The sequence below is a fragment of the Escherichia sp. WS3063 genome (genome assembly GCF_046486595.1).
Lineage (GTDB): Bacteria > Pseudomonadota > Gammaproteobacteria > Enterobacterales > Enterobacteriaceae > Escherichia > Escherichia coli.
Genome location: NZ_JBJQKY010000017.1, coordinates 67726 through 84625 on the forward strand (window position 1 = coordinate 67726; position 16900 = coordinate 84625).

General features: G+C 52.0%; 15 protein-coding genes. 4 read left to right on the forward strand and 11 right to left on the reverse strand.

All coding sequences use genetic code 11. From position 1 onward, the window contains the following. Position 1: 1 nt before the first annotated feature. Together yigL and bioP are read left to right on the forward strand one after the other, a co-directional pair. On the forward strand, positions 2-802 hold the full coding sequence (gene yigL / locus ACJHYW_RS16600; protein ID WP_000285353.1) for a sugar/pyridoxal phosphate phosphatase YigL: 801 nt from the start codon (positions 2-4) through the stop codon (positions 800-802). Positions 803-877: 75 nt separating this feature from the next. After that, a complete protein-coding gene (bioP, locus tag ACJHYW_RS16605) occupies positions 878-1777 on the forward strand; it encodes a biotin transporter (RefSeq protein ID WP_001196248.1) in 900 nt (299 codons plus the stop codon). Here bioP and metR read toward each other — a convergent pair. Beyond that, positions 1665-2618, reverse strand: coding sequence for an HTH-type transcriptional regulator MetR (gene metR / locus ACJHYW_RS16610; protein ID WP_000573618.1), 954 nt, complete (start codon positions 2616-2618; stop codon positions 1665-1667). The two genes, bioP and metR, sit on opposite strands and share 113 nt — an antisense overlap. Positions 2619-2735: 117 nt before the next feature. Here metR and metE point away from each other — a divergent pair, with 117 nt between their 5' ends. Continuing rightward, a complete protein-coding gene (gene metE, locus ACJHYW_RS16615; protein ID WP_000153930.1) occupies positions 2736-4997 on the forward strand; it encodes a 5-methyltetrahydropteroyltriglutamate--homocysteine S-methyltransferase in 2262 nt (753 codons plus the stop codon). 93 nt (positions 4998-5090) lie between these two features. Here the strand turns inward: metE and ACJHYW_RS16620 are convergent, their stop codons facing one another. The 9 genes from ACJHYW_RS16620 to ACJHYW_RS16660 all read right to left on the reverse strand — a co-directional run bounded on the left by ACJHYW_RS16620 (position 5091) and on the right by ACJHYW_RS16660 (position 14344). Continuing rightward, on the reverse strand, positions 5091-5987 hold the full coding sequence (locus ACJHYW_RS16620) for a LysR substrate-binding domain-containing protein (RefSeq protein ID WP_000470717.1): 897 nt from the start codon (positions 5985-5987) through the stop codon (positions 5091-5093). A 77-nt stretch (positions 5988-6064) separates the two neighbouring features. After that, positions 6065-7288, reverse strand: coding sequence for a cytosine permease (locus ACJHYW_RS16625; protein ID WP_001227354.1), 1224 nt, complete (start codon positions 7286-7288; stop codon positions 6065-6067). A gap of 25 nt (positions 7289-7313) precedes the next feature. Next, complete coding sequence (locus ACJHYW_RS16630) at positions 7314-7703, reverse strand: glutamyl-tRNA amidotransferase (protein ID WP_000214035.1); 390 nt, start codon at positions 7701-7703, stop codon at positions 7314-7316. 16 nt (positions 7704-7719) lie between these two features. Next, the gene (arcC, locus tag ACJHYW_RS16635; protein WP_000240549.1) at positions 7720-8676 is read right to left on the reverse strand and encodes a carbamate kinase; all 957 of its coding nucleotides are present in this window, start codon (positions 8674-8676) and stop codon (positions 7720-7722) included. Beyond that, positions 8669-10093: a DUF1116 domain-containing protein gene (locus tag ACJHYW_RS16640; RefSeq protein ID WP_001093945.1), complete on the reverse strand. Its 1425-nt coding sequence runs from the start codon at positions 10091-10093 to the stop codon at positions 8669-8671. Before ACJHYW_RS16640 ends, arcC begins: the two co-directional genes overlap by 8 nt. Continuing rightward, positions 10090-11649 carry an acyl-CoA synthetase FdrA gene (gene fdrA, locus ACJHYW_RS16645; protein WP_000865650.1) on the reverse strand — a complete coding sequence of 520 codons (1560 nt, stop codon included), beginning with the start codon at positions 11647-11649 and terminating at the stop codon, positions 10090-10092. Before fdrA ends, ACJHYW_RS16640 begins: the two co-directional genes overlap by 4 nt. A 94-nt stretch (positions 11650-11743) precedes the next feature. Beyond that, positions 11744-12604, reverse strand: coding sequence for a DUF2877 domain-containing protein (locus ACJHYW_RS16650; protein ID WP_001361787.1), 861 nt, complete (start codon positions 12602-12604; stop codon positions 11744-11746). Between the two features lie 5 nt (positions 12605-12609). Next, positions 12610-13278, reverse strand: a complete 669-nt coding sequence (locus tag ACJHYW_RS16655) for a cysteine hydrolase family protein (RefSeq protein WP_000194414.1) — start codon at positions 13276-13278, stop codon at positions 12610-12612. A 256-nt stretch (positions 13279-13534) separates the two neighbouring features. Continuing rightward, a complete protein-coding gene (locus ACJHYW_RS16660; protein WP_001361789.1) occupies positions 13535-14344 on the reverse strand; it encodes a dienelactone hydrolase family protein in 810 nt (269 codons plus the stop codon). Between the two features lie 261 nt (positions 14345-14605). Between ACJHYW_RS16660 and udp the strand changes: the two genes are divergently transcribed. Continuing rightward, complete coding sequence (gene udp / locus ACJHYW_RS16665) at positions 14606-15370, forward strand: uridine phosphorylase (protein ID WP_000045178.1); 765 nt, start codon at positions 14606-14608, stop codon at positions 15368-15370. 34 nt (positions 15371-15404) lie between these two features. Here udp and ACJHYW_RS16670 read toward each other — a convergent pair whose 3' ends face one another. Continuing rightward, positions 15405-16895, reverse strand: a complete 1491-nt coding sequence (locus ACJHYW_RS16670) for a tripartite tricarboxylate transporter permease (protein ID WP_000463028.1) — start codon at positions 16893-16895, stop codon at positions 15405-15407. Between the last annotated feature and the right edge of the window lie 5 nt (positions 16896-16900).

The window sequence follows — 16900 nt, forward strand, 5'->3', positions numbered from 1 at the left end:
TATGTACCAGGTTGTTGCGTCTGATTTAGATGGCACGTTACTTTCTCCCGACCATACGTTATCCCCTTACGCCAAAGAAACTCTGAAGCTGCTCACCGCGCGCGGCATCAACTTTGTGTTTGCGACCGGTCGTCACCACGTTGATGTGGGGCAAATTCGCGATAATCTGGAAATTAAGTCTTACATGATTACTTCCAATGGCGCGCGCGTTCACGATCTGGATGGCAATCTGATTTTTGCTCATAACCTGGATCGCGACATTGCCAGCGATCTGTTTGGCGTAGTCAACGACAATCCGGACATCATTACTAACGTTTATCGCGACGACGAATGGTTTATGAATCGCCATCGCCCGGAAGAGATGCGCTTTTTTAAAGAAGCGGTGTTCAAATATGCGCTGTATGAGCCTGGATTACTGGAGCCGGAAGGCGTCAGCAAAGTGTTCTTCACCTGCGATTCCCATGAACAACTGCTGCCACTGGAGCAAGCGATTAACGCTCGCTGGGGCGATCGCGTCAACGTCAGTTTCTCTACCTTAACCTGCCTGGAAGTGATGGCGGGCGGCGTGTCGAAAGGCCATGCCCTGGAAGCGGTGGCGAAGAAACTGGGCTACAGTCTGAAGGATTGTATTGCGTTTGGTGACGGGATGAACGACGCCGAAATGCTGTCGATGGCGGGGAAAGGCTGCATTATGGGCAGTGCGCACCAGCGTCTGAAAGATCTGCATCCGGAGCTGGAAGTGATTGGTACTAACGCCGAAGACGCAGTGCCGCATTATCTGCGTAAGCTCTATTTATCGTAATCGTTCTTTATTTGGTCAGTTGTCAACCTGATACTTCGCTACAATGGATACTCGTTAATCAAAGAGTTTTCCATTGTGGCGCTACTTATCATCACCACGATTCTGTGGGCCTTCTCCTTTAGCTTTTATGGCGAGTACCTTGCGGGGCACGTCGATAGCTATTTTGCGGTGCTGGTGCGCGTTGGCCTGGCGACACTCGTTTTTCTGCCGTTTCTGCGTACCCGTGGCAATAGCCTGAAAACGGTCGGCCTGTATATGCTGGTGGGCGCGATGCAGCTCGGTGTGATGTATATGCTGAGTTTCCGCGCCTATCTCTACCTGACGGTCTCCGAACTGTTGCTGTTCACCGTACTGACGCCGCTCTACATCACGCTGATTTATGACATCATGAGTAAGCGCCGTCTGCGCTGGGGCTATGCTTTTAGCGCCTTGCTGGCGGTGATTGGTGCCGGGATTATTCGCTATGATCAGGTCACCGACCATTTCTGGACTGGCTTATTGCTGGTGCAACTCTCCAATATCACTTTTGCCATCGGCATGGTGGGTTACAAACGTCTGATGGAAACTCGCCCGATGCCGCAGCATAACGCCTTTGCGTGGTTCTATCTTGGCGCGTTCCTGGTGGCAGTGATTGCATGGTTCTTGCTAGGAAATGCGCAGAAAATGCCGCAAACCACGTTGCAATGGGGCATTCTGGTGTTTCTTGGCGTGGTGGCTTCCGGGATTGGCTACTTTATGTGGAACTACGGCGCGACGCAGGTGGACGCCGGAACGCTGGGCATTATGAATAATATGCACGTTCCGGCAGGGCTGCTGGTAAACCTGGCTATCTGGCACCAACAGCCGCACTGGCCAACGTTTATTACAGGCGCGCTGGTGATCCTGGCCTCACTGTGGGTGCATCGTAAGTGGGTCGCTCCGCGCTCTTCACAAACGGCAGATGATCGCAGGCGTGATTGCGCGCTGAACGAATAAACGCTTCTGTAATCGGCTGACGCTGCTCGCCATCGCGCACGGCGGCGTACAGTCGGCTCCACAAGCCTTCGCCCAGGGTTTTGGTGACCACCAGACCCTGGCGTTCAAAACTCTCCACTACCCAATGCGGTAGTGCGGCAATACCCATCCGTGCGGCAACCATCTGAATCAACAATAAGGTGTTATCGACGCTTTTCAGTGACGGGCTGACGCCTGCTGGCTGAAGAAAATGCCGCCAGACATCCAGTCGGCTACGCTGCACCGGATAAATCAACAGCGTCTCGCTGGCGAGATCTTCCGGTGTAATTCGCGTTTTTGCCGCCAGTGGATGGTCAGGTGCTAACACCAGACGCACTTCATAGTCGAACATCGGCGAATAATGCAGGCCACTGCGCGGCAGAATATCGGACGTCATCACCAGATCCAGCTCGCCCTGTTGCAACGCAGGCTGCGGATCAAACGTTACGCCCGATTTAAAATCCATCTCCACCTGCGGCCAGTTCTTATGGAAATTTTCTAATGCGGGCGTCAGCCACTGAATACAGCTATGGCACTCTATGGCAATGCGCAGGCGCGTCTGCTGCGGTTCATTGCAGGCTTGCAGTGCCTGGCTAATTTGCGGCAGCACCTGATTTGCCAGTTGCAACAGGATTTCTCCCTGCGGTGTAAAGCGAAGCGGCTGGCTTTTACGCACAAATAGCCGGAAGCCAAGGCGTTGTTCCAGATCGCTAAACTGGTGAGACAGGGCGGATTGCGTTTGATGCAACGTCGCCGCAGCGGCTGCGAGTGAGCCGCAGTTCCGCAACGCTTGTAGCGTTTTCAGGTGTTTTACTTCGATCATGAAAGTCCTTCACTTCGGCATGAATAATTTGCGCTTGAGGAATATACAGTAACCGCCAATTATGGATGTGTAAACATCTGGACGGCTAAATACTAAAAATTCCATAAGGGGCATATAATGACAATTCTTAATCACACCCTCGGTTTCCCTCGCGTTGGCCTGCGTCGCGAGCTGAAAAAAGCGCAAGAGAGTTATTGGGCGGGGAACTCCACGCGTGAAGAACTGCTGGCGGTAGGGCGTGAATTACGTGCTCGTCACTGGGATCAACAAAAGCAAGCGGGTATCGACCTGCTGCCGGTGGGCGATTTTGCCTGGTACGATCATGTACTGACCACCAGTCTGCTGCTGGGTAATGTTCCGGCGCGTCACCAGAACAACGATGGTTCGGTAGATATCGACACCCTGTTCCGTATTGGTCGTGGACGTGCACCGACTGGCGAACCTGCGGCGGCAGCGGAAATGACCAAATGGTTTAACACCAACTATCACTACATGGTGCCGGAGTTCGTTAAAGGCCAACAGTTCAAACTGACCTGGACGCAGCTGCTGGAGGAAGTGGACGAGGCGCTGGCGCTGGGCCACAAGGTGAAACCTGTGCTGCTGGGGCCAGTTACCTACCTGTGGCTGGGTAAAGTGAAAGGTGAACAGTTTGATCGCCTGAGCCTGCTGAACGACATTCTGCCGGTTTATCAGCAAGTGCTGGCAGAACTGGCGAAACGCGGCATCGAGTGGGTACAGATTGATGAACCCGCGCTGGTACTGGAACTGCCGCAGGCGTGGCTGGACGCATACAAACCCGCTTACGACGCGCTCCAGGGACAGGTGAAACTGCTGCTGACCACCTATTTTGAAGGCGTAACACCAAATCTCGACACGATTACTGCGCTGCCTGTTCAGGGTCTGCATGTCGATCTTGTACATGGTAAAGATGACGTTGCTGAACTGCACAAGCGTCTGCCTTCTGACTGGCTGCTGTCTGCGGGTCTTATCAATGGTCGTAACGTCTGGCGCGCCGATCTTACCGAGAAATATGCGCAAATTAAGGACATTGTCGGCAAACGTGATTTGTGGGTGGCATCTTCCTGCTCACTGCTGCACAGTCCCATTGACCTGAGTGTGGAAACACGTCTTGATGCAGAAGTGAAAAGCTGGTTTGCCTTCGCCCTGCAAAAATGTCATGAACTGGCATTGCTGCGCGATGCGTTGAACAGTGGTGATACGGCAGCTCTGGCAGCGTGGAGCGCTCCGATTCAGGCGCGTCGTCACTCTACTCGTGTACATAATCCGGCAGTAGAAAAGCGTCTGGCGGCGATCACCGCTCAGGACAGTCAGCGTGCGAATGTCTATGAAGTGCGTGCTGAAGCCCAGCGTGCGCGTTTTAAACTCCCAGCATGGCCGACCACCACGATTGGTTCTTTCCCGCAAACCACGGAGATTCGTACCCTGCGTCTGGATTTCAAAAAGGGTAATCTCGACGCCAACAACTACCGCACAGGCATTGCGGAACATATCAAGCAGGCCATTGTTGAGCAGGAACGTTTGGGACTGGATGTGCTGGTACATGGCGAGGCCGAGCGTAATGACATGGTGGAATACTTTGGCGAGCATCTGGATGGCTTTGTCTTTACGCAAAACGGTTGGGTACAGAGCTACGGTTCCCGCTGCGTGAAGCCACCGATTGTTATTGGTGACGTTAGCCGCCCGGCACCGATTACCGTGGAGTGGGCAAAATATGCGCAATCCCTGACTGATAAACCGGTGAAAGGGATGTTGACCGGCCCGGTGACTATTCTCTGCTGGTCGTTCCCGCGTGAAGATGTCAGCCGTGAAACCATCGCCAAACAAATTGCGCTGGCGCTGCGTGATGAAGTCGCGGACCTGGAAGCCGCTGGAATTGGCATCATTCAGATTGACGAACCGGCATTGCGCGAAGGTTTACCACTGCGTCGCAGCGACTGGGATGCCTATCTCCAGTGGGGCGTGGAGGCTTTCCGTATCAACGCCGCTGTGGCGAAAGATGACACACAAATCCACACTCACATGTGTTACTGCGAGTTCAACGACATCATGGATTCGATTGCGGCGCTGGACGCAGACGTCATCACCATCGAAACCTCGCGTTCCGACATGGAGTTGCTGGAGTCGTTCGAAGAGTTTGATTATCCAAATGAAATCGGTCCTGGCGTCTATGACATTCACTCGCCAAACGTACCGAGCGTGGAATGGATTGAAGCCTTGCTGAAGAAAGCGGCAAAACGCATTCCGGCAGAGCGTCTGTGGGTCAACCCGGACTGTGGCCTGAAAACGCGCGGCTGGCCAGAAACCCGCGCGGCACTGGCGAACATGGTGCAGGCGGCGCAGAATTTGCGTCGGGGATGATGAGTATTAACGAGTCATTGTAAATTGCAGCACAATAATGGCTTCCAACACCGGAAGCCATTTTGCTATGTATGCCAGGTATGATGTGGATCTTCAGGAACAGAAAATTAATTGCGGATTTCTTAAATATTCTATGCACCACTGACAGGCTTTGCCCATACCATCGGAACGAGCGGCAAGAAATAACTTGGTGGCGTGTTTATGTTCGCGCATTGGCTTTTTAAGCAATTTACCGCTGTTCAATAACGGCAATGCCAGATGATGTGGAATATAACCAATACCGACGTTTTGTTCTATTAAGGCGATTGCCGTAGCGAAGTCAGGAACAAAAATGGGTTTTTGTCCTTCCAACAACCAGGCTTGCATCGGGGGGAAGTTAACGGAGGTATCGCGGATACAAACCGCTGGATAATGACGCAATTCACTGTTTTCTAATGGATGCCGCTTCGCTGCCAGTGGGTGGAGTGGGCTGACGACAAAATCCCATTCCATTTGTCCGACCGGTTCGCTAATGATGCCTTCACTGCTTGGCACTGCATGAGGAGCACCGTAGACCAGATCGGCACGCTTACTGTACAGCGCATCCCAGCAGCCGTTGTATACCTCAAGATCTACCGTCAGTGTTGTTGATGTGAATTGCCGTTCAAAATCTCGAATAAATGCCACCAGCAAATCACCAGGAATAATATTGTTTACCGCAATTGTCAGTTCACGCTCAATACCATCGTGAATCAGCACTGTGTTGCGCTTTAATGCTTCCAGGTCGCCAAGAATAGTTTTGCTATGTTCGATGAAGTAACTTCCCGCTGGCGATAATTCAATATAGCGTCCCTTACGAATGAACAGTTCAACGCCCAGGCTCTCTTCCGCTTTCTTGATGGTGTAACTGATGGCGGAAGGGACTTTATTTAACTGCTCGGCTGCGGTGGTAATGCTCTGGTGTCTGGCGACCAGATGAATAACACGAAGCGTTTCGTCTGAGATGAACATAAGGCTTCCTGGTCAGTGGTAAAGTGGCTGAATCTCTCCAGATTCAGCCGTAATCATTGCCTGAGTATACCCAGGAATTAGCGGTGTTGACTTGCCCGACTGAGAATCGCATACGCGATACATGCCACCAGAATCGAGTCTACCGAAGGGATCGTCGTCAGGGTGAATAAGCCTTTTACGGTCATAAAGCCAACCGCTGCGCCTATGATCCATGCTGCGAATGTCAGCACTTTAATCTGTGACTCCTGGGCTAACACTGACTCTTGATAGCCATTACGGCGATAAAAGAAAAAGTCAGCGATATAAATTCCGGCAACGGGTGGCGTGGCGATACCCAGGAACAGCAGAAACGGAATAAACCACGCCATAATATCCATACTGCCTACGATGGCGGAAAGGATACCCAGCGCCACGGTAATCTGCCATTTGGGAAAGCGGGTAAGCAGTGTGGAAACCACCAGCGTGCCCTGGAACATATTGCCCGCGTTACCGGTGACGCAGGCGAAAATCAACAACAGCGCCGCAGGCAGAACCGCACCGAATACCGCCATCGCACCCAGTAAAGATCCCTGACCACTAATGGCGCTCGGCGTTGCACCCGCCCAGTAGAGCAGAGGGTAGGCAACCAGAAACGTCACGCCTGCGGCAATCAGCGCATGTTTGCGGTTATGCACAAAACTACCGAAATCAGGCAGTGTGGCAACCAGCACAATAATGGTGCCAACAACGGTGGAAACGGCGACACCTGTATTCATCTCCACAATCGCCGCTGGTACTGCCACTTCGGTATGGGTTGCCACATAGAGGATGTAACACAGCACCAGCGCGATAACCGGCACGGCAACCTGGGCAATTTTTCCCAGAACGGCAAAGCCAAATGCCGTAGAGGCGACAAAAATGACACAGCCAGCCGCCACTAACAGTGCCAGTGGAACTTCCAGTCCATGTTGAGCCAGTAAGTCATGTACCGAATGACCAAACATATTGGCGGTAACGGCAATCCAGCCGAACAGACTTATCGCCATCAAAATGTTAATGGCGATGGCCCCTTTTTCGCCAAACGAATATTTCACAATGCCATACGTTGGTAGGCGGGCTTTTTCTCCCACGCTAATGGTGATGGCTGAAAGTAAGGTCAGAATGACGCCGCCTAACAATACGACGCTAATTAAACTGCCGCTGGAAAGTTGATTGCCGAGGCTTGAGGATGACAACAGCACAGGTGTGACGGCAATACCCAGCAAAATCATGGCAATACGCAATCCTGATGCCGTATTCAGATTCTCTTCTTTTTTACGCATAGTATGTTCCCTTTATAAATGCGCGTTACACAGTATGAAAATGCCCGGTGTATTTGCGCCAGCTACCCAGTTCTGTAATTTCCCGTTGGCCTTCGGTCAGCCAGTTTTCTGCCAGTACGCCCAGCACTTCGCTACCATCGGCAAGTTTGATTTTGCCAATTGCCAGCCCAGCGGGTTCGCTCATTAACAGAGCGGCAAAACTGGCCAGCGGTAATTGCCAAATTTCTACGTCGACGTGTGTTCCTCCTTCATTCACGCGAATCATTCCCGGATGGCGATCATTAATACTCCACAACCGGTAATGGGCGTCAGTTCGGTCTTCACGGACAAAAATACCGCCCGCTTTTTGCATATTTGGGTTGAGTTCCAGGCCGCGCATCAGCGTTCCGTTAACGGCTAAAAGCGTTGTAGTCATTGTGTTCTCCAGAGAATTAAAGGGTTATCCATGTACCGCTCTGATGCGCCAGGGCTGCTTTTATGGTTTGCGGTGAAGTAATCAGGCCGCTGGCCTGTTTGCCTTGTTGCTGGCTGGCATTGATGAAATCAACAATGGCTTCCACTTTGGGTTGCATACTGCCGACACCAAACTGACCTTCCCGCAACAGCGTTTGCGCTTCGGCAACGCTGATAGCGTCGAGCCACTGTTGTTGTGGTGTACCAAAGTTAATCGCCACTTTTTCTACACCGGTGGGGATCACCAGCAGATCTGCGCCTAACTGACTGGCGAGCAGCGCGGAGGCCAGATCTTTATCGATCACGGCTTCTACACCTTTCAGTTGTTGTCCGTCTCGCACCACCGGAATACCGCCGCCGCCGCAGGCAATAACCAGATATCCCTGGCGCACCAGGTGAGCGATGGTGTCGTGCTCAATAACTTCCAGTGGGGCAGGAGAGGGAACTGTACGCCGCCAACCACGCCCGGCGTCCTCCATCAGCGTCCAGCCGAGTTGTTGTTGGCGTTGTTGGGCCGTTGCTTCATCGAGAAACGCGCCAATTGGTTTACTGGGGCTGGCGAAAGCATCGTCATGTGGGCTGACTCGCGTTTGTGTCACCAGGGCAATTACCGGTTTGTTTATGCCACGGCGAGCCAATTCGTTATGCAGTGCTTTCTGGAACATGTAGCCAATTGCACCTTGTGTATCACCCACGGCGTAATCAAGTGGAACCGGAGAAACTTCGTTACTGGCGAGTTCAGAGCGGCGCAGAATAAAGCCCACCTGCGGGCCATTACCGTGGGTTAGCACCAGGTCCCATCCGGCTTCAACCATATCAACGATATGCTGCACGCTTTCCATCACTGCAACATATTGATCGGGAATACTATTGCGTTGCTCGTCCTGAATGAGCGCATTGCCGCCAACCGCGACGACAGCCAGTGGCTTAACCATGATGGTTCTCCTTTGCGACGATCTCCGCCAGTGCACGTACAGCGGCGACAAAACAGGCCATCGGCGCAGTGGTGATCCCGGCACCAATTTGCCCGACCCCCGCTTGTTTGTGGGCGATACCCGTATTGATGACCGGTAAAATGCCGCGATCGGTCACTTTACGCGCATCAATCCCTGCTGCGGTGGGGGCAAAATTGAGGGCTGGAAGTGTAAATGCGGGGTTACCGCCGAGGGTGACGGCTTGCATCCGACGGCTGTTATTGGTGGCATCGGCAGGGGTGCCTCCCACAAATTTGACGATCGCCGGAGACGACGCCATCGCGAAGCCACCCACACCTGCGGTTTCAGTAATTGCGCTATCACCCAGGTCAGCAGCGGCATCGTCGACGCCAAATCCGGGGAAGAACAGACCTTCAACGGCATTGGCAGGAGCCTGGAACCAGCGATCGCCAGTACCGGAAAGCCGAATACCAAAATTCACCCCGTTACGCGCCATCACCGTAACCATTGAACTGAACGGTACATTGGCGGCGGCATCCATCATTGCTTTACAGGCGGCCATCGAAAGATTGAGGAAGAAGTGATCGTTACCGGTGATAAATGCCACGACGCGCTGGATATGTTCCTGTGGAAGAGAGCAGGCCAGCAATGCCGGGAGCAGGCGCTTAATCAGCAAACCGGTAGCGGCAGCATTGCGGTTATGAACTTCATCCCCCATATGCAGCGCCTGCGCCATTAATGGCTTGAGTTCCAGCTCGCCGTGTTGTGCGATTGCTGCTTTCATTGCCGGCGCCAGTTCATCGCGCATCCAGGCCAGACGATTGAGAACTTCATCGTTATTGGCGCCAAAACGGAGAACCTTACCCAGACCTTCATTGAAATTGCTAAAAGTACGGTGGCCGTTGGTTTTGTTTTCTACCACCCATAACGGCATCGACGGGCTGATGATGCCTGCCATTGGGCCAACCGCGTGATAATGATGACAAGGGGCAAGGTCGATTTCGCCTGCGTTTATTTGGTTTTCAGCGTCTTGCTGGCTGGTGGCCCAACCTTCGTACAGCATGGCACCAATAATCGCCCCTTTTACCGGACCACACATCTCTTCCCAGGCAATCGGCGGGCCAGAGTGCAAAATACGTTTTTGTTCAGCCATTGCTGGAATGGCCTCTTTAGCGAGCATGACATCCACCAGCACGGGCTGTGCTTCGAGATAACGTGTCATGGCGATTTGGTTGGCATTTTCTACCAGGGGATGACGTAGCAACGATGCCAGATCCAATCCAGCGTCAATATCGCCTTGTGCTGGTGGCTGCCAGTTGAGTGCAATTGCGCTTCCCCCGGCATGTTGAATATTGTCAGCAAAACTGTGTAGTCCCGCGTTCACAACCTTCAAAGGCTGATTAAATAAGGTATTCATGCGTTTAGCCCCTTTTTCTGCAACTGAGTCTGTGCAACGGTGCTGGCCCATAACGCCGCCTGTGCATTGCTGCTGGCGATGATGACCCCTGCATTTTGTAGTGCGCTTATCTGCTGACTGCGTATTTGCGGATCAGCTTCCGTTCCGCAAACGTGCGCAATCAGCAACGGTGCGTTATTCATGTCGATGTGTGAAAGTTGGTCCAGTAATTCGCTGGCAGGCGTCGTGGAAGCGCCATAACCAAGTACCAGGTCGAATAACACGACGGCAGTGTGTGAGTCGTTGAGTTCGTTGAGCAGACGTTGATTGCGCAGAGTCGGGTCGATCATTGGATGCGGTTTGCCACGGGTGAAATCATCGTCGCCCATATCGATCAACGTGTGATCTTCGCTTTGCCAGATATTTGCCAGAGCACGATTACCCGCAACTGGCGTATTGGAGGCTGCGCTGAATCCCTTTTGTTGGCAGATAAGTTGCGCTTCGTAGCAGAAGGTTCCTCCGGCGAAAACACCGCGTATCGCCTGGCGATGGGCTGGCAGGCGCTGGCAGGCGTTTTGTAACATTGTGAGATCGTCGCAGGAAATTTCGGTCTCGATAGTCGGAAGTGGTTGATCATTCAGTAACGCCACGGCGATATTTGCGGCGCTGGCAAGTGTGGTGGCCGCGGTGATATTGGGACGTGCCAGATCATGCGGATTCGCACCGAGGAAATTCACCACCACGGGTTTTCCACAAGCCTCGGCACGCTCCAGAATAGTCCGGGCAACGATCGGTGAAGGCGGTTTTGAAATAAGCACAATCACGCGAGTTTCATCGTCTTGCGCCAGCGCATCTAAAGCGAAGAGCATCGATATTCCACCAATCTCTTCACTGAGATCATGTCCGCCTGTTCCCAACGCCTGAGAAATACCCGCTCCGAGCTGGTCGATTCGGCAAGTCACTTCCTGTAGCCCGGTGCCTGACGCGCCAATAACACCAATTGCTCCGCGTTTCACCACATTAGCGAAGCCTAACGGAATGCCGTTAACAATGGCGGTTCCACAGTCAGGTCCCATTACGATGCGCTGACGTTCTCGGGCAAGCGTTTTGATGGATTTTTCCTGCACGATACTGACGTTATCGCTGAACATCATCACGTTCATTCCGAGGTTTAACGCTTTAATTGCTTCGGCGGCGGCGTAGTCTCCCGGTACAGAAATGAGTGCCAGGTTGGCTTCGGGCTCGGCTTCCAGTGCCATTTCCAGGCTGACCTTTTCCGGTGTTTTAATGCCACTATCCGTTTCATCATCGGGTTTGCTGGTCAGACGTTGCTGGGCCAGTACCAGTGCTTCATTGCAAATATCTTCTTCACCCATGACTGCAATCACTAAATCATTGGGACTGGCGTTGATTTCGTTACCCAGACCCGCATCGCTCAATTGCTCGAGATTATTGGGTGTTCCCATGACGACCGAGGCCTGTTGAATACCGGGCAACTTGCTGATTTGCGCGGAAATCTGCATCAGAGAAACTGAGTCCTGATAAAGATTACTGAAAACTTTATATTTAACTTTCATGCTGTTACGCCTGTTTCATTCCGCCCGATAGCAAAATTCGGGCAAAGCATCCCCGTGTAGCCCCATAAACGGGCTACGGGAGAAAAGGTTGAAATCAATTTATGGTGTTCAGGGTTCGAAAGCCATGCAGCATTCCTGCAAGGCAATCTACTCCTGACGTTGCGCCAAATTGCATGACCTGTTCTGCACAGGATGCGATTGTCATTGCCGATGCACTCCCAACCAGTTGTGCGAGTAACTGGCAAATCGGTTCTGAAAAATGTCCCTGAAGCGCACGCTCCAGATAATGACGACTGATATCCGTGGTGTTGTGCGCATGTTGATCAATTACCTGCTGCAACCGGTATTGATGATCGGCAAGTGGTGCAGGGAGTTGCCATAACCAGAGTGCTGCCAGATAGCCCAACAAATAGTCATCTCCATCGGGCGTTAAGCCTTTACCAAAGCCGATCAGTTGTGGCACCTGGCGTTCCAGCGCATCTGGATGCTCCATAATCGCTAATCCCTGGTGCGTGAGACTATCCGGCAGGTGCAATGTGCTTTGAACGTTATGTTCCAGACAAAATAAAAGCCGTTGCGATGCCATCGTTGGGTAGTGCTGGAAAACCAAAGGGAATGCCTCAAGTGTCAGCATTCCCCCCACAAATGGCGACTGCCAGAGCGTTGCGTTTTCGAGCGCCACACAAAATCGAGGTGTCCGCAGTAAGCCTGGGGTTAACTGAATGGGATCTGAATGGGCAATCTCTCTTCGCCAGTCCCAACATTCAGGTAGCCAGACTCTGGCTGCATCAGGGAGATTCAGATACGTTTGCGCACACAACAGAGTGATGAATGTTCCCGCGTCTGAATACAGATTTACCGCATGTTTAAAAGCGCTATGTAGACGTAAATCTTGCGTTTCATTCTGCGGGAAAAGATATCCCAACGACGATGCGCAAAGCGTAACCTGTACCATCGGTGTTAGCCTTCCAGGCCTGCAATAATGGCTTTGGAATCAGTAACCCAACCGAAAATGGCACCTTGTGCTTTGATCATCTCGAGGGCGTATTTCTGGAATTCCGGGAAATAGGAGCCGACACAATCTTCCGGGATAATGCATTCATAGCCACGATCATTTGCTTCGCGCACGGTGGTGGTTACGCAAACTTCGGTTGTAACACCACAAACTATCAGCGTCTTGATACCGTGGTTTTGCAAAATCAGATGTAAGTCGGTTTGATAAAACGCGCCTTTGCCAGGCTTATCAATCACCGGTTCGCCTGCCACCGGGTACAGTTCAGGAATGATGTCATGACCTGCTTCACCTCTGACCAGAATGCGTCCCATCGGTCCTGGTTCACCAATAAAGGTTTTTCCGCCGCGCGTCAGTTTGGCTGGCGGGCAGTCGCTTAAGTCTGCACGATGGCCTTCACGAGTATGAATAACCATAATTCCTTTTTGACGTGCGGCTGCCAGCACCTCTGTACATGGTGCGATAGCCGTGCGTACCAGTGAAACATCATTGCCCAGTGCCTCACCGAAGCCCCCTGCTTCGACAAAGTCACGCTGCATGTCGATCATGACCAGTGCAGTTGTGCGCGGATCAAAAGGTAATTCAAAGGGTTGAGCCTGAAAAATGGATTGCGTCATGGTAAATCTCCTGTCTGATGTTTAAACGATCCAGTTGTTCTGAGAACGAGTATTCAGGAGAAAAGCGGCACAAAACAGGAAAAAAGTTTGCCGCACAGCAACGAAATTTTTGCATTCAGCAGGTGGTGTGATGACGAATGTGAAGGGAGTCAAAGAGTGGCATACAGCAACAAATTTTTTGATGCTGTATGGTTTTGAGATTAAAAAAATCGTTGAAATTGCGTGAGCTTAATCATCAGATTTAGCGACTATGGCGTTACTTTTTAACACCATACTGTGTAAACCATTCCAACATTCGCTGCCAGCCATCTTTCGCAGATTCGGCATGATAGCTCGGGCGATAATCAGCGTTGAACGCATGCTCTGCATCCGGGTACACGATAATCTCTGCTTTCGCGTTTGCTGCCCGCAGCGCCTGGCGCATCGTTTCCACACTCTCTTGCGGAATGCTGTTATCCTGGCCGCCATATAAGCCGAGAACCGGCGCGTTAAGATCGGTTGCGATATCAACAGGTTGTTTCGGTGAATTCAGCGACTTATCGCCCGTCAGTTTGCCGTACCACGCCACTGCGGCTTTTAGCTGTGGATTATGCGCGGCATACAGCCAGGTGATACGTCCACCCCAGCAGAATCCGGTGATCATTAAACGATGAACATCGCCGCCGTTGCGGGAAGCCCAACTGGCGACATGATCGAGATCGGCCAGCACCTGCGAGTCAGGCACTTTTGCTACCAGACCGCTAAGCAGCGTAGGGATATCGGCAAAATCATTCGGATCGCCTTCGCGGAAGTAAAGTTCAGGTGCGATAGCCAGATACCCCTCCAGCGCCAGACGGCGACAAATATCGCGGATATGTTCATGCACGCCAAAAATTTCCTGCACTACAATGACCACTGGCAGTGGGCCATCGCTTTGCTTTGGTCTGGCATGGTAAGCAGGCATGTTATCCCCTTGTGAAGGGATAGAGGTGAAGCCCGCCACAATCGCGTCGTCCGGAGTCTGAACGATGGTCGAAGCGAGAGGCGATGCAGCAGGTGCAAATCCAGATTGTTGTGTTGTTGCCATGGTATTCTCCGTACCCTTATAAAAATGTTGCGCAATGTTAACTATAGTCAGCATGCAACAAATCACATTGCCTGAATCGGCTCATCTTTTATGCAGTCCTGCAGAATGAAGAGTGATTTATGTGATTTGCATCACTTTTGGCGGGTAAATTTATGCAACGCATTTTCGTCATGGTGATGAGTATCACGAAAAAATGTTAAACCCTTCGGTAAAGTGTCTTTTTGCTTCTTCTGACTAAACCGATTCACAGAGGAGTTGTATATGTCCAAGTCTGATGTTTTTCATCTCGGCCTCACTAAAAACGATTTACAAGGGGCTACGCTTGCCATCGTCCCTGGCGACCCGGATCGTGTGGAAAAGATCGCCGCGCTGATGGATAAGCCGGTTAAGCTGGCATCTCATCGCGAATTCACCACCTGGCGTGCAGAGCTGGATGGTAAACCTGTTATCGTCTGCTCTACCGGTATCGGCGGCCCGTCTACCTCTATTGCTGTTGAAGAGCTGGCACAGCTGGGCATTCGCACCTTCCTGCGTATCGGCACAACGGGCGCTATTCAGCCGCATATTAATGTTGGCGATGTCCTGGTTACCACGGCGTCTGTTCGTCTGGATGGTGCGAGCCTGCACTTCGCACCGCTGGAATTCCCGGCTGTCGCTGATTTCGAATGTACGACTGCGCTGGTTGAAGCTGCGAAATCCATTGGCGCGACGACTCACGTTGGCGTGACAGCTTCTTCTGATACCTTCTACCCTGGTCAGGAACGTTACGATACTTACTCTGGTCGCGTAGTTCGTCACTTTAAAGGTTCTATGGAAGAGTGGCAGGCGATGGGCGTAATGAACTATGAAATGGAATCTGCAACCCTGCTGACCATGTGTGCAAGTCAGGGCCTGCGTGCCGGTATGGTAGCGGGGGTTATCGTTAACCGCACCCAGCAAGAGATCCCGAATGCTGAGACGATGAAACAAACCGAAAGCCATGCGGTGAAAATCGTGGTGGAAGCGGCGCGTCGTCTGCTGAAATAAAAAAACGCTCCCCAACTTCGGGGAGCGATATCAGTTACTGACGCCGTAAACGCATTATTTTGCGGATTATTGGCGTCAGTAGCGTAAAGGCTGCCAGAGTTAGCAATGCCAGAGTGACCGGTCGGGTATACAGAAAGTCCAGTGAACCCCCTGAAAGCGACAGCGCACGGCGAAAATTACTTTCTGCCATCGGGCCCATAATCAATGCCAGCACTACGGGTGATGCCGGATATCCTCCTTTCTGCATGAAATAGCCCACCACGCCTGCAATCAGCATAATGCCAACATCAAACAGGCTATTGTTCAACGCATAAGTCCCGACCACACAAAGTGCGAGGATCATCGGTGTGAGAATATTGCCGGGGATCTTCACCACGTTACCGATGACTTTCAAAGAGAGCAGTCCAAGAACTAGCAGCATGAAGTAACAAAAGATCATGCCGACAAACAGTGTATAAACCATATCGCCGTGGTCGGTAAACATCAGCGGGCCTGGTTGCATTCCCTGTAACGTTAACGCGCCCAGCATGATGGCGGTTACCGCATCGCCAGGGATCCCCAGCGTCAGCATAGGTAACAATGCGCCACCGGTGCAGCCATTCGCGCCTGCCTCACAGGAGGCCACAGCTTTAATTTCACCCTTACCAAAGTTTTCTGGTGTCTTACTGAAACGACGAGTTTCGTTATAGGCAACAAAAGCTGCAATATCCGCCCCCGCACCGGGGATCATGCCGATAAAAACCCCTAATCCTGATGAGCGCAAAATGGTTAATGCAATGCGGCGTAGTGTTTGCCAGGGCAGTAACAGACTGCCGATAGCCACCTTCGCCCCCTGACGAATTTGCTGGTTTTGCTCCATAGAGCGGAATGCTTCTGAAGCAGCAAATAAACCAATCATCACCGGGATAAATGGCACATTCATCAGCTCCACAAATCCACCTGTAAACCGTGGAAAACCGCCCATTGGATCAAGGCCTATCGTTGCGATCAGCAATCCGCCAACCCCGGCAATCAGCCCTTTAATCAGCGACTCACCGGAAATACTGGCAATAATGCTCAGTCCGAAGGTTGCCAGGGCGAAGGACTCCGAGGCACTAAATTTCAGCGCCCAACTGGCAAGTACCGGAGAGAGAAACATCAGCACGATAATGCTGAGCGTTCCGCCACTAAAGGAAGAGAACGTGGCGGCACTCAATGCCAGCCCTGCTTTTCCCTGTTTCGTCAGCTCATAACCATCAATAGCGGTGGCTGCGGCGGCAGGCGTTCCGGGAATTTTGAGCAAAATTGCGGTGATAGAACCACCGTAGACGCCACCAAAAAAGACGCCGCAAATCATCAACAAGCCAGAAACAGGCTCCATGCCGTAGGTGAAAGGCAGCAAAATCGCCACACCCATGGTCGCTGTCAGACCAGGCAAAGCGCCAATCACAATACCCAGCATCACCCCAAAAGTGGCAAACAGCAGCGCCTGAGGATTATTGAGTAATGTCGAAAAACCCTGAGTTAAAAGTTCACTTTCAAACATTGCTG